This is a genomic window from Bacteroidales bacterium, assembly GCA_018334875.1.
In the GTDB taxonomy this organism is placed as follows: Bacteria; Bacteroidota; Bacteroidia; order Bacteroidales; family UBA12077; genus JAGXLC01.
This window is the reverse complement of record JAGXLC010000017.1, coordinates 1-14,012: the sequence shown is the minus strand read 5'-3', so window position 1 is coordinate 14,012 and position 14,012 is coordinate 1. Positions and strand designations below refer to the sequence as shown.

At 40.0% G+C, this 14,012-nt stretch carries 11 protein-coding genes and 1 tRNA gene; 4 read left to right on the top strand and 8 right to left on the bottom strand.

What is annotated here, in order from left to right:
- The first annotated feature begins 17 nt into the window (after positions 1-17).
- The gene (locus KGY70_02925) at positions 18-1,169 is read left to right on the top strand and encodes a HAMP domain-containing histidine kinase (protein MBS3774118.1); all 1,152 of its coding nucleotides are present in this window, start codon (positions 18-20) and stop codon (positions 1,167-1,169) included.
- 93 nt (positions 1,170-1,262) lie between these two features.
- On the opposite strand, the gene KGY70_02920 is transcribed toward KGY70_02925, so the two are convergent.
- Both KGY70_02920 and KGY70_02915 read right to left on the bottom strand, forming a co-directional pair.
- Entirely contained in the window at positions 1,263-2,768 is a 1,506-nt protein-coding gene (locus KGY70_02920; GenBank protein ID MBS3774117.1) for a SpoIIE family protein phosphatase, read from the bottom strand.
- A gap of 455 nt (positions 2,769-3,223) precedes the next feature.
- Positions 3,224-3,295, bottom strand: a tRNA-Arg gene (locus KGY70_02915).
- 298 nt (positions 3,296-3,593) lie between these two features.
- Between KGY70_02915 and KGY70_02910 the strand changes: the two genes are divergently transcribed.
- Both KGY70_02910 and KGY70_02905 read left to right on the top strand, forming a co-directional pair.
- The gene (locus tag KGY70_02910; GenBank protein ID MBS3774116.1) at positions 3,594-4,157 is read left to right on the top strand and encodes a CvpA family protein; all 564 of its coding nucleotides are present in this window, start codon (positions 3,594-3,596) and stop codon (positions 4,155-4,157) included.
- Between the two features lie 205 nt (positions 4,158-4,362).
- Positions 4,363-5,655 carry a tyrosine--tRNA ligase gene (locus KGY70_02905; GenBank protein MBS3774115.1) on the top strand — a complete coding sequence of 431 codons (1,293 nt, stop codon included), beginning with the start codon at positions 4,363-4,365 and terminating at the stop codon, positions 5,653-5,655.
- 122 nt (positions 5,656-5,777) lie between these two features.
- Here KGY70_02905 and corA read toward each other — a convergent pair whose 3' ends face one another.
- The 4 genes from corA to KGY70_02885 all read right to left on the bottom strand — a co-directional run bounded on the left by corA (position 5,778) and on the right by KGY70_02885 (position 11,110).
- Positions 5,778-6,857, bottom strand: a complete 1,080-nt coding sequence (gene corA / locus KGY70_02900) for a magnesium/cobalt transporter CorA (GenBank protein ID MBS3774114.1) — start codon at positions 6,855-6,857, stop codon at positions 5,778-5,780.
- A gap of 542 nt (positions 6,858-7,399) precedes the next feature.
- Positions 7,400-10,171, bottom strand: a complete 2,772-nt coding sequence (gene polA, locus KGY70_02895; protein MBS3774113.1) for a DNA polymerase I — start codon at positions 10,169-10,171, stop codon at positions 7,400-7,402.
- A gap of 98 nt (positions 10,172-10,269) precedes the next feature.
- Positions 10,270-10,719 (bottom strand): 6-carboxytetrahydropterin synthase, encoded by a 450-nt coding sequence (locus KGY70_02890; protein ID MBS3774112.1) that lies wholly within the window; start codon positions 10,717-10,719, stop codon positions 10,270-10,272.
- An 88-nt stretch (positions 10,720-10,807) separates the two neighbouring features.
- Positions 10,808-11,110 (bottom strand): helix-turn-helix transcriptional regulator, encoded by a 303-nt coding sequence (locus KGY70_02885; protein ID MBS3774111.1) that lies wholly within the window; start codon positions 11,108-11,110, stop codon positions 10,808-10,810.
- A 219-nt stretch (positions 11,111-11,329) separates the two neighbouring features.
- On the opposite strand from KGY70_02885, the gene KGY70_02880 reads away from it, so the two are divergent.
- Positions 11,330-12,307, top strand: a complete 978-nt coding sequence (locus KGY70_02880) for a polyprenyl synthetase family protein (GenBank protein ID MBS3774110.1) — start codon at positions 11,330-11,332, stop codon at positions 12,305-12,307.
- Between the two features lie 22 nt (positions 12,308-12,329).
- Here KGY70_02880 and deoC read toward each other — a convergent pair whose 3' ends face one another.
- Together deoC and dtd are read right to left on the bottom strand one after the other, a co-directional pair.
- Positions 12,330-13,196: a deoxyribose-phosphate aldolase gene (deoC, locus tag KGY70_02875; GenBank protein ID MBS3774109.1), complete on the bottom strand. Its 867-nt coding sequence runs from the start codon at positions 13,194-13,196 to the stop codon at positions 12,330-12,332.
- 226 nt (positions 13,197-13,422) lie between these two features.
- Positions 13,423-13,878: a D-tyrosyl-tRNA(Tyr) deacylase gene (gene dtd, locus KGY70_02870; protein MBS3774108.1), complete on the bottom strand. Its 456-nt coding sequence runs from the start codon at positions 13,876-13,878 to the stop codon at positions 13,423-13,425.
- Between the last annotated feature and the right edge of the window lie 134 nt (positions 13,879-14,012).

The window sequence follows — 14,012 nt, the reverse complement described above, 5'->3', positions numbered from 1 at the left end:
TACTGAATGTGGCTCCTATGAACATTTATCACCGGAAACAAAGATGGAAGATTTATTTATTGATTGCCGCTATTGTCATCGTTGTGGGTTCTTTCATGTTTACCAGTGACCTTTCAAAAAAACTGGCCGAAGAAGAACGGAACAAGGTGGAACTATGGGCGAAGGGCATGAAGGAACTTACCAGCAACAAAAATCCGAACCGGGATTACAGTTTCATTCTGGAGGTGATCAAAAATAATGAAACGGTCCCCATGGTCCTGACTGATGAAAATGAACAGGTCATTTCCACGAGGAATGTCAACTTATCCGAAAAGCATCGGGAAGAAGAACTGAGGCGGTTGATAAGGGAGATGAAAAGTGAGCATGATCCCATTGAAATTAATTTACCGGAAGGGAAGCAATATATTTTTTACAAAGATTCCACATTGCTTACCCGGCTTTCCTTCTTTCCGCTGATACAATTTGCCGTGTTGGCATTGTTTCTTTTCATAGCCTATTATGCATTTAGCAGTGCAAAAAGGGCTGAACAAAATCAGGTTTGGGTAGGCATGTCCAAGGAAACGGCGCATCAGCTTGGAACACCTACAAGCAGTTTGCTTGCCAATCTGGAACTTCTGAAAATGGAAGATTTGAAAAACCCAGCCATTGTACAGGAAGTTGAAAAGGATGTCAACCGGATGAAAAAGATTACGGAAAGATTTTCCAAGATTGGGTCAAAACCTTCTCTTAACCCGGAAAACATTCCTGCAGTGCTTATGAATGCAGTGAATTATATTCAGTCAAGGGTTTCCCGGCGGGTGGCGTTCTCTTTAGATTTTGATTTGAACCGGGAGATTTATGTTCCCGTTAATAAAGCCCTTTTTGAATGGGTGGTGGAAAATCTGCTTAAAAATGCTATTGACAGTATGAATGGAGAAGGAAAGATAAAAGTATCCTTGTCTGAAAAGAACCATTTGTTGTATATTGATATAACCGATGAAGGGGTAGGCATCCCCAAATCGAAACATAAAACCGTCTTTCAGCCTGGCTATACCACCAGGAAAAGGGGATGGGGTTTGGGTTTATCTCTTGCAAAAAGGATTGTTGAGCAATATCATGATGGAAAAATTTTGGTTTACAATTCGGAGTCCAATAAAGGCACTACCATGCGGGTGATTCTGCGAAAGTAAACTTTTATGTTAGCCGGGCCGCTTCATCCATAATGTGAATCGAAATAATTAACGGTCTCCCGGGATGAGAAGAGATCCTGAATTCCCCGGCGCTTAAACCTGAATTCCCAAAATGGTTATATCGTCTATCTGCTGATATTTATCTCTCAGCCAGTCCTCCATGGTATTTTGCAGTATTTTTTTCTGCTCTTCCATATTTTTTTTATGGTTTTGTAAGAGCATCCTTTTGAAAGGCACGAGTTTAAACTTTTTGCCTTTGGGTCCCCCAAACTGGTCAATATAACCGTCGGTATAAAGGTAGAACTGATCGCCCTTTGTAAAGGTTGATTCAAGCAAGGAGAAGGGGTACATTTTATAATGGAAAGAAATCGGCATGCGATCCCCTTTGAATTCATAAATGTTGGATTCGTTTCTATGATTTAAGTGTGGAATGTAACAAAGGGAATTGTTTGCACCGGAAAATTTTATCTTTTGGTTTTTCATATCCAGTTGGATCAGGGCCATGTCCATGCCGTCTCTCGTTTCGTACATCTTTCCTTTTTGATTCAGTGCTTTTATGATCGAGTCACGGAGGCAGTTAAGGATTTTATCCGGTTCTGTTACATTTTCCTTATTGACAATTTCGTTTAAAAAGCTGGTTCCCAGCATGGTCATAAAGGCCCCTGGAACTCCGTGACCGGTACAGTCGGCTACTGCCAGTATCAGCTTGTCATCTTTCCAGGAGGCCCAGTAAAAGTCTCCGCTAACATGCTCTTTGGGCCTGAATACAACAAAATGATTCGCTACATGGGGCTGAATGATATCATCGTGGTTGATCAGGGCTTCCTGAATTTTTTGAGCATACACCAGGCTGTCCATAAGGTCTTTATGTACATCTTCCAGGGAACCCACCTGGCTTTCGATCTGTTCACTTTTCGTGGTAATCTCTTCGTTTTTCTGTTGAATTTTCTGATGAGCCTTTTGCAGGTCTTCGTAAGCTTCGGATAATTTCCGGTTGGTGGTAAAATACTCCAGTATGAAATTGGTAATCCATCCGTTGAAAATGGTTATAAATATTAGGAAAAGAGAGGTAAACAGGCCAACCAAAATCAATTCACCTTGAACAATGTACAGAACCGTATTGAGCAATAGGGTTATGATGGCGCTGTATCCTATGATGGCCCGGCTGAGCCTTAATACACTCAGGGAATGGATTATGGCAAAGAAAAACGAAACGATCAGCGTAAATTCTAGTTTATTAATCGGAATACCCGATTTTTCAGATAAAACAACAGGAAGTGCTATCAGGAAGACAATGAACAAATCAAGGCTTACCGTAAGATATTTGATCCACCCACGATACTGGTGGGTTTTTGTCTTTCTGTCAAGAAAAATGATGAGTGGAAGCAGCAGAATAAAGGCGGATAATCCTTTGTATCCTTCAATGGAATTTAGCGGTGCGATCTGGCCTGTTATGCCGGAGATAATATCCAACAGGGCAATTGCAAGTAAAACGAAGAACCGGACTTTGTTGATGATATGCTCAACACGCATCTCCTTCTCCTGGAAGCCTTCGTCCGTATTATTCTTGTTTGGAATATACTTATGCAGAATGGTCATACGTTAAGCCTGGATTCCCCTTTTAGGTGAAATTTATTAAAGTTCGAATATTTTGTGTGTATTTCGAAATTTTCGGTAAAATGTATGCAATATTTTGATGTAATGGAAGAAATTGATGGTAAATAATACATATTTATCGATTGATGCCTTGAATACCCATCGGTTTTCAATCTTTCCTTTTAAGGGTTTACGAGTGATGCGTCTGCTTCGTTTCGTTATATCTAAAATTATTTGTGATTTTTTGCTGTCGTAGTCAGGAATAATGCTTGAATTATTCGGGTTAAATTCAATGCGGAACGGATGGTTCCCCGTTTACCCTGATTAATGATCCGGGAAAAATGCTCCGTTTTTCATCGAACAAGAAAAGGTGGAAGGTTGCTTTCAAAAAAAATATCCACCAAGCATGCCCGTCAGACTGGTGGATATTTTTTTTGAAGGTTTTCATTTCATCTGAGTGGCCCCATCAGGACTCGAACCTGAATCTAGAGTTTAGGAAACTCCTATTCTATCCCTTGAACTATGGGGCCATATAGATAAGCGCAAAATTATTACATTTCCACCAATTAACAAAATCTGTATAGGCTGTTCCGGTTTGCAAGCCGAAGAAAATGTGTATATTCCACTTTTATAATGGCGGATGGTCATTTTTTATTTTCTAATTGGGACAAACCAAAACCAAACAGGAGGCTCTCAGGAATTTAATGTGTTTCTGTTTTGGCTTGTCCAAATTGGCAAGCAAAATTTATGAGGCATAATTATATAAAGGTCCTGATCTTTTTCAATTATTTTTATCTTTGAAAATTTCCTCATAAAAACGAAGTAAAAATGAATTTCTTTGATCTGATATTCGCTGTCATACTTTTGTGGAGTGCATACAGAGGGTTTGCCAAGGGTTTTATACTCCAGCTTTCAACTTTGGCAGCCTTGCTTTTAGGAATTTTTGGAGCCATTGAATTCTCTGATTTTACTGCTACATTACTAACGGATCAATTCAACATTGATACGGATTACCTTAATGTTATTGCTTTTGCTGTGACGTTTATCATAATAGTGATCGCTGTGCATCTGCTGGCCCGGGTTATTGAGAAATTGATTCAGGCGATTGCGCTGGGCTTTATCAACAGAATTCTTGGAATTGTTTTTGGAATCGCCAAGACTGCTTTTCTCATAAGCATCATTTTGGTACTTATCAATAAAGCCAACAACAAATACCATTTTATTCCCGAAGAAAGAATCAACAATTCTTACTTATATCAACCCCTTTCCGATTTTGCGCCCATGATCTTTCCTTATCTTAATTTTGACGAGATGCAAGATGAACTGGATTTGGATGAAAAGAAAGATGAAAAGAAAGAAGAAGATAAAGATGAAGAGGTAAATAGGGTATGAACGCTGTTTGGAAACACCCGATGTGTATATTGGACAGCAATTATTATCTTTGCCCCCAAAACGATAGCAAATGAAACCCGCATCGAGGAAGCTTCACAACAAGAACATGAATAACATGCGGGTTCCATGGTAATACAAGCAAAGTTTGTAAACTTGGTAAATAGATCGATTCGAAAATTCAATTTTTTAATAAACTGTTACACGAATGAATTTTGTAGAAGAACTCAGATGGAGGGGCATGTTGCATAATATCATGCCCGGTACGGAAGAACAGCTCAACAAGGAAATGACCGCGGCCTATGTAGGTATTGATCCTACGGCCAAATCTTTACATATTGGTCACCTTACATCGGTTATGTTGCTGAAGCACTTTCAGCGGTCCGGACACAAACCCATTGCCTTATTGGGAGGGGCTACAGGCATGATCGGTGACCCCTCGGGGAAGTCGAAAGAACGGAACCTCCTCGATGAAAACGAACTGCGTGAAAATGAAGCTGCATTGAAGGACCAGTTGTCCAATTTTCTGGATTTTCACTCAGACCGGGAAAATGCTGCCGAGCTGGTGAACAATTACGACTGGATGAAGCATTATACCTTTTTGGAATTTATAAGGGATATCGGTAAGCACATCACTGTTAATTACATGATGGCCAAAGATTCTGTAAAGAAAAGACTTGGCGAAGATACAGTCTATGGGCTGTCTTTTACTGAATTCTCCTATCAGTTGGTGCAGGCCACTGATTTTTATCATTTGTACAAGACCAAAAACTGCAAACTGCAGATGGGCGGATCCGATCAGTGGGGAAACATTACAACCGGAACAGAACTGATTCGCCGTAAACTTGGCGGGGAAGCCTATGCCCTTACCTGTCCTTTAATTACCAAATCGGATGGAGGAAAATTCGGAAAAACGGAGGAAGGAAATGTGTGGCTTGATCCGGAGTTCACCTCACCCTATAAGTTTTATCAGTTCTGGCTGAATGTTAGCGATGAAGATGCGGAGAAGCACATCAGAATCTTTACCGTCCTGTCCCGGGAAGAGATTGATTCCCTGATTGCCGAACACCGAAAAGCTCCGCACAAGAGGTTATTGCAGCAAAAATTGGCTGAAGAGGTTACAGTTATGGTGCATTCCAGGGAAGAGTATGAAAGGGCCGTTAAAGCCAGCAAGATTTTATTTGGGAAATCAACTACCGAAGAGCTCAAATCATTGGATGAAAAAACCTTCCTTTCTTTGTTTGAAGGGGTACCCGTATATGATGTTCCACGTGGAAAGATTGATTCCGGTATGAATGTAATGGATCTGCTTGCTGGGGAAACGGAAATATTTGGTTCCAAGGGAGAGGTAAAACGTTTGATTAAGAATGGAGGGCTGAGTCTCAATAAAGGGAAAGTGCAATCTATAGAAATCAATATAGATGCCGGGCAGTTGTTAAATAACAAATATCTTCTGGTTCAGAAGGGAAAGAAAAATTATTACATAATAAAAGTTCAGTAAGTTTATTATCCGTGTTTACCTTATTAAATACTTAAAGCAATATTATATTTATAACTTTTTTTCGCATTAATTCTTTGATTTACCTGGTAATAATTATGGGTTATTAAAGTATTACAAGAACGTTAGAACCACTTTTTTCTTCTCATATAGACCAGCATGACCAAGGCAACGGCAGTCATTGCACCCAAAACGGCAGGATAACCATATTTCCATTGCAATTCGGGCATATACTGAAAATTCATACCATAAATGCCTGCCACAAAGGTCAACGGAATAAATATTGATGCAACAATCGTAAGGGTTTTCATTACCCGGTTCATGCTGTTGCTTACATTGGCCATGTTCATTTCAAGAAGGGTGGTTTGCAGTTCTTTAGAAGTCATAAGCGACTCATTGATGTGAATCGTATGGTCATAAACATCCCGGATGTATATTTTTACATTTTCATCAAGAAAGGACATTTCATTATTTAACAACGCATTCACCGCTTTATTCAATGAAGTGATGTATTTTCTCAAATAAACAATTCGTTTTTTAATCAGGTGAATCTTCTGAATGTGGTTTTCTTCAGGTTCATCGATCAGCAGGTCTTCCGTAGCTTCAATATGGTCGCGGATGGTATCCATGAGATAGAAATATTGATCGACAATATAGTCGATTATTATATAGGACAGATATTCTATATTTTTCTGTCTTACTTTGCCCTTACTGTTTTTAATCCTTTCTCTGATGGCAGTGAGAAGATCTTCTCTCCCTTCCTGCAGGGTGATTAAATAATGGTTGGAAAGAATAAGACTAATATGCCTAAGCTCCAGGGTATCTTTTTGGTAATCATAAATGGGGTATTTTAAGGTAAAGAAAAGGTGGTCCTCTGAAATTTCACATTTTGGAAGGTGGTCGGTATTGATGATATCTTCCAGTGTAAGGGAGTGGATGTCGAAAGCATTTCCCAGATTTTGAATTGTTTGTATATCATTTAATCCCCAAACATTAATCCAGTTACACATACTTGTTTCCAGCGACGCGTTGAGCTTACCGGTTTCTTTAATGGCTTCGTGATCAAAATGGTCTTTATGAAACCGGATCAGTTCAACCGAAGCGGGTTCATAAGCGGTTTTTTCAGATTCCAGCTCACCAGGCACCTTACCGGCTTTTTTTAAAAAGTGCCGCATTTCAAAAAGGCTCTTGACTTTCTTTTTCATTTTGCTATGTTCTTTTGAATTTTATTTAGAGGCCCGTATTAAAAGGCAATTTATTCATTTTATCCCTTTTTATACTTAACGCAGCTTTAGCTACAAGCAAATTTCTCATAACCTTTATGGTATCGTTCTCAAAGTTAAGCAATTTAACTTTTTTGAACCACAAACCTGCCCGCTGGCAGGCGGGGACAAACAGGAAACATAGGAGTTTACATAGGTTTGTTATTCCTCAGGCAATTCAGGAAACAAGTTGTTAACCAGGGTTCTTTGGCCCTCTTTAAAAATATTCACACAATGAAAATTGTTTTATCATTTCTATGTGTCATCCTATGTGTACTATGTACTATGTGGTTCAGAAAACAGTATTCCGATAAATCTTTTCGTGTAGCCTAAACAAATACCATTCTAAATATGAGAACTTTTTTACCTAAAATTATTTTATTGAACACACACATAGGAAAGATAGGATTTCACATAGATTTATCATTTATCAAAATTTTGCTAAAAAAAACAAAATTTTAGAAGTGATAGCATAACAAACCAGGCTAGTGTGCTTCCAACCAGTTCTGACCGGTTCCTGTTTCCACTGTCAGGGGTACCCTCAGATGGCAAGCATTCTCCATTTTATCTTTTACCATTGATTCAAGCTCTTGCACCTTGGTTTTCCAGGCATCGAATATCAACTCGTCGTGCACCTGGAGGATCAGTTTGCTGCGGTATTCATTTTGTAACAGCTCCTGGTCAATATTCAACATGGCAATTTTTATAATGTCTGCTGCCGATCCCTGTATGGGTGCATTTATGGCATTGCGTTCTGCCATACCCCTTAATGTGGCATTTCGGGAATTGATGTTCTCCAGAAAGCGTTTCCTCCCCCATATTGTTTCTACATAACCTTTATCCCTGGCCATAGAGATCCTGTAATCCATGTATTCTTTTACTTTCGGAAAATTCCTGAAGTATTCGTCGATGAGCACTTTGGCATCTTTTCTGGGAATGTTCAGCCGCTGGGAAAGGCCGTAAGCTGAAATTCCGTAGATAATGCCAAAGTTTGCTGTTTTGGCTTTTCTTCGCTGTTCTTTGGTCACTTCTTCCAGGCTGTTCAGATGGAATATTTTTGCGGCCGTGGAGCTGTGGATATCCAGATTCTGCCTGAAGGCTTCAATAAGATTCGGATCGCTGCTCATGTGGGCCATGATTCTCAGCTCGATCTGTGAATAATCGGCTGCCATAAGCACGCATTCGTCATTGGAGGGAATGAAAGCCTTGCGAATTCGGCGGCCACGTTCTTCCCTGATGGGTATGTTCTGCAGATTGGGGTTGTAGGAGCTCAGTCGGCCGGTAGAAGCAATGGCCTGGTTGAATGAAGTGTGGATTTTACCGGTTTTGCTGTTGATCAGTTTAGGCAGGGATTCTACATAAGAGGAAAGCAATTTGCGAATGGAACGGAATTCCAGTACTTTTTGGATGATCGGATGTTTGTCGCTGAGTTGCTGCAGGGTTTCTTCGCTGGTAGAATATTGGCTGGTGCGTGTTTTTCTGGGATTTTCCACAATCTTTAGCCGGTCAAACAGCACTTCGCCCAATTGTTTGGGGGAATCGATGTTGAATTCCATCCCGGCCATCTCATGTACTTCCTTTTCTATGGCATTCAGTTCCTTTTTTAGCTCTTTTGAGTAGGCGTTGAGTTCATTTACATTGATTTTCACCCCATTTTCCTCCATGTGGATGAGGACATGGACCAGCGGCATTTCAATTTTGCTTGCCAGATCCCACAATCCATGTTCTTTCAGTTCACTCTCAAGGATGCTTTTAAGCTGCCAGGTGAGATCTGCATCTTCACATGCATAGGGAGCGAGTTTTTCCATGGAAACCGATCGCATGGAAAGCTGATCTTTCCCCTTTTTCCCAATAAGGCTCTCAATGCTGATTGGGGTGTAATTCAGATATTTTTTGGCCAGAAAATTCAGATTGTGTCTTTGTTCCGGCTGGAGGAGATAGTGAGCGATCATGGTGTCAAAAAGCTCACCCTTAACCTGGATGTCATAATTTTTAAGTACCAGGATATCGTATTTGATATTTTGACCGGTCTTCCTGATCGAATCATCCTCCAACACGGTTTTTAGCATCTTCGTAATGTCGTGTGCCTTTTGTTGATCCTTCGGACAGGGGATGAAAAAAGCCTCGTTATCTTTGAAGGAAACAGATATTCCTACCAACTCAGCTTCGTGAGGGTTGATGGAAGTGGTTTCCGTATCAAAGCAAAATTCTTTCAAAGATTGGAGTTTATGGACCAAATTTTCTATGTCTTCCTTTGACTCGAGCAATTGATAATCTTTCCTGCTTGTTGCAAGGGTGTTTTCCGCTTCTTCTTTCACCGGCTCTGTAGAATCTGAAAACATAGATTGCTGAACGGCATTTCCACTTTTCGCCGGTGATCCCTCTTTCTGGAAAAGCCGTTTGGAAAGTGACTTGAATTCCAGCTCACGGAAAAGTTTTTCAAGATGTTCTTTATTGAGATGGCTCCGTTCTATATTTCTAGTGTTAAATTCAATAGGAACATTTAGTTTAATCTTTACCAGCTCTTTACTAAGTTCTACTTTATCTTTATTATTAATTAGCTTTTCTTTTTGTTTTCCCTGTATGTCATTTATGCTCTTATAAATATTTTCAATGGAGCCATACCGGGAAATAAGTTTTATTGCCGTTTTTTCTCCAATACCCGGTACTCCAGGTATATTGTCCGATTTATCGCCCATCAGGGCCATGATGTCAATGATCTGTTCAGGCCTTTCTATGTTGAACCGCTCACAAATTTTATTTTTATCCAGAATTTCCGCCTCCTGGCTACCGGATCTTTTGGGCTTGTAAATGTAAATGCCTTCTTCCAGCAACTGACCGTAATCTTTGTCGGGGGTCATCATGTACGTTTCAAAGCCTTGATCTTTTGCCTTGTGCGCAAGCGTACCGATCACATCATCTGCTTCATAGCCTTCCTTCAGGATAATGGGGATATTGAATGCCTGGAGGATCTCTTTGATATAAGGAATGGATCTTTGAATGTCCTCCGGCATCTCTTCCCGGTTGGCTTTGTATTCTTCATAAATTTCATTGCGGAATGTGGGTGTGGAAGGGTCAAATGCCACTGCAATATGCGTGGGGTTTTCTTTTTCCAGAACTTCAACCAATGTATTGGTAAATCCCAAAATGGCAGACGTATTCAACCCTTTTGAACTGTAGATCGGATTTCTTATAAAAGCGTAATAGGCTCTGTATATTAATGCATAAGCATCAAGCAAAAATAGTTTCTTTGACATGACAAGATGATTTAATGGATTTTGCCCTGAAAAGGTAGGAAAAATTTAGCTCAAATGAAAATTTACCGGATCCGATTGTCATATTGGGTTGTTATCGGCTATGCATTGTCAGATGCATGCCATTCTGCATAGGAAGATCCTGTTTCATGCAATTTCAAGCTATGCAGTCTTAACCTTTGAGGAAGTCTTTTGGCGATACGCCTGGCAAAATCGGTGACCATATTCTCACAGGTTGGCTGGTAACTCACCACCAATCTTTTGTCAAACATCTGCGGGATGCCGGTAATATCATTTTTTAATGCTTCCTCGTTAAGTATTACTGCATGATCCAGGGGGTCAACGATTTCTTCATTCACAATATGCTTGAGGTCTCCAAAGTCAATGACCATTCCGTTTTTCGGATTATCGGGATCGTTAATCGGAGCGCCCATAACAGTAACAAAGAGTTTATAGGAGTGCCCGTGGAGGTTTTTACAGGGCCCGTCATAGTTCCACAAAGCATGGGCTATTTCAAAGTTGAATTCTTTGGTTACTCGGATTACACTCATTTTTTATCTCTTTTACCGGTAGACTCCAATAGCCGGCAATGTAAGGGGATCAGCAGGATCAATCCGGCTATGATCCGGTGGCCATTCCTTATTTGGCAGAGGTACAACTGCTTATACAATGAATGATGTTGCTGAGGTTGTTGTCTTTCAAGTAATAGTAAGTATTCTTGCCTTCCCTTTTGGAACACAAAACTCCTTTATCTTTTAATATACCCAGATGATGAGAAGTTGTAGATTGTTCTACACCCAAAAGTTCGTGTATCTCTGTCACAGTTAGCCTTTTGCCTCCTTCCAGATGGCTCAGGACAGCAATCCGTAAAGGATGGGCAATGGCTTTTAACATATTGGCAGCTTCATCCAGTTGGTCCGGTGTTAGATCCTTTATCTCCATCTTTTTATCTTTTAATTATGCAAATATATAAATATATTGTTTACCTGTAATGATTATCGGCAAAAAGTTTACTGCTAAAAACCGCTAATGCTTCAAGTCGAAGCAATGTAGTTTAAGTAATGTTATCTTTAAAACCAAACTGCCCGGAGAATTGTTTTACTCAATGACAATTGACGAATATAATTTTTAACTTTGATCGCCTAAAGGATTGGAATTTACATGGGACAACTGGACAGAATCAAATCGCCCATAAAAAAGGAGCTGGATCAGTTTGAATCCTATTTCAAAGATTCAATGAAAACCAGTATTCCTTTGCTGGATATCGTACTGAATTATCTGGTCAGGCGTAAGGGAAAACAGATGAGGCCAATGTTTGTATTTCTGAGCGCACGGTTACTGGGGGAAACAACTCAATCTACCTATACTGCTGCTTCTCTGATTGAATTGTTGCACAATGCCACACTCATTCATGATGATGTAGTTGATAAATCCTACAAAAGGAGGGGATACTTTTCCCTCAATGCACTTTGGAAATCCAAGATCAGTGTGCTGGTTGGAGATTATTTACTCTCCCGGGGGCTTTTATTGTCTGTGAGGAATAAGGAGTATGATTTGCTGGAAATTGTCAGTAATGCCGTGAAGGAGATGAGTGAAGGTGAGTTGATGCAGATTAAAAACAAGCGTAAAATATATATTACTGAAAAAGAGTACTTTAATGTCATAACCAAGAAAACGGCCTCACTTATCGCTTCCTGTACCGCTTGCGGTGCCCGGTCGGTTAACGGGGACGAAGAAACCATTGATACTTTTTACAGGTTTGGAGAAAAAATCGGGATTGCATTTCAGATCAAGGATGATCTGCTGGATTATGAGCGTTCGTCCACTATTGGTAAACCTGCGGGGAATGACATAAAGGAGAAAAAAGTAACCCTTCCTCTGATATATGCTCTAAACCAATCCGATCAAAAGGAAAAAAAAGAAATAAAGAAGGTATTCAACCGCTCCAGTAAAAATGGGACAGAAGTAAGGAAAATAATAGATTTTGTACGCGAAAAGCACGGTCTGGAATATGCCCGCTCAAGGATGGAGACACTTAAAGAGGAAGCCCTCACCATGCTCGAGCCTTATTCCGGACAAAATGCCTCCTATGATGCATTGGTTGAGCTTGTGAAATATACCGTGGAACGAAACAAGTAGATGCTGGCCGGGGTAATCCGGGTTAGAAATAAGTGATTTCTTCCTTTTGAATGTGGCTCAGCAAATCATTGGCCAGGCGACTGGCTCCTATGCGAAACAGTGAGGAATTGAGCCATTGATCACCCAGCACTTCCTTTATGATGGCAAAGTAAGATAGCGCATCTTCTGCTGTAGAAATACCACCTGCCGGTTTAATCCCCGTAGGTTTACCAGTTTTATTGTAAAATGCCTTAATAGCTTGGGCCATAATAAAAACTGCATCGTATGTCGCTGCCGGTTCAAGCTTACCGGTAGATGTTTTGATGAAATCCGCCCCTGCTTCCATGGCAATGAGGCTAGCTAACTGTATGTTTTTGTAATCATTGAGTAAACCTGTCTCAAGTATTACTTTAAGCTTTTTGCTGCCTATCTCTTCCTTAAGCTCACTGATTTCTTCATGAATTTCTTCGTATTGACCCGAGAAGAACCGGGCCAGCGGCATCACCACATCCACCTCATTCGCACCTGAGTTGATGATTTCCTTACATTCCGTCTTTTTGACATTTAAAAAAGTGTGGGAAGAAGGAAAATTACCACCTACCCCTACAATACCAATGCTTTTGTTTTTCAGGGTCTTTTTTACAGTGTCAATAAAAAGGGGATATACACAAACCGAAGCTACGGTGGGCATTTCAGGGTAAACCGTTTCCATTCGGTTTACCTTCAGGCAGAGCTCTTTTATAAAATCGAAATGATCACTTGTATTCAAACTAGTAAGATCAATTGATCTAAATAAATACTTTAAATTTTCTTCAGTAAGGTATTGATGGCTGTTGTTTGCAATTGCTTTAACCTTTTGTTCAATACCTTCTTCTAAACTCAGTGAATATTTTTCAATTAAGTCTTCCATGGTTTTGTGTTAACGATTTGAATTGTTTGAAGGTTTTTGTTCCTGGTTGAGTCTTGTTTTTCCTGATCCGAATTCAAAAAATTGGCTTTTTAAACCGAACGCTGTTATTTTTAGATCAAAGTTAATAATTTCTATTAAATGAATGAACCATATGTACGCTGCATTATTTATATATTATTCGGATGAAAAGACGGTAAGTCTGTTTGTTACGCAAAAGCCGGATAAATTAAAGCCCTTTGTTTTTGCTGTCGATCATGATGGTCACCGGGCCATCGTTTTCGAGTCTGACCTGCATGTAAGCCCCGAATTCTCCTGCCTTGACTTCTTTGCCAATATCTTTTCCCATTTGTTCAATAAATTGTTCATATAGCGGAATGGCTGTATCCGGTTTTGCCGCTCTGCTGTATGAAGGCCGGGTGCCTTTTCTGGTTTTTGCATGCAGGGTGAACTGACTGATAACCATTATTTCTCCCTCCACCTCATTAACCGATAGATTCATCTGCCCCTTTGTGTCTTCAAAAATTCTTAACTGTGCAATTTTGTTGCTCAGCCATCGGATGTCTTCCTGATTGTCTTCTTCTTCTATGCCCAGTAAAACAAGGATCCCTGCTCCGATTTCCGACTTTACTCTGCTTTCAATGGCTACCGAAGCATGATTTACACGTTGTATCAGTCCTCTCATGTTGCTTTTGTTTTGAAATGGTACATTGAATGTGTTTGTAAATTTAGCTTATTCAAGGCAGATTTGAAAAGTGCGGTTAAAAAAAACCCGCTTTCTTTGATCCAGGCATAATTTTGGTTTTTTTACATATATTT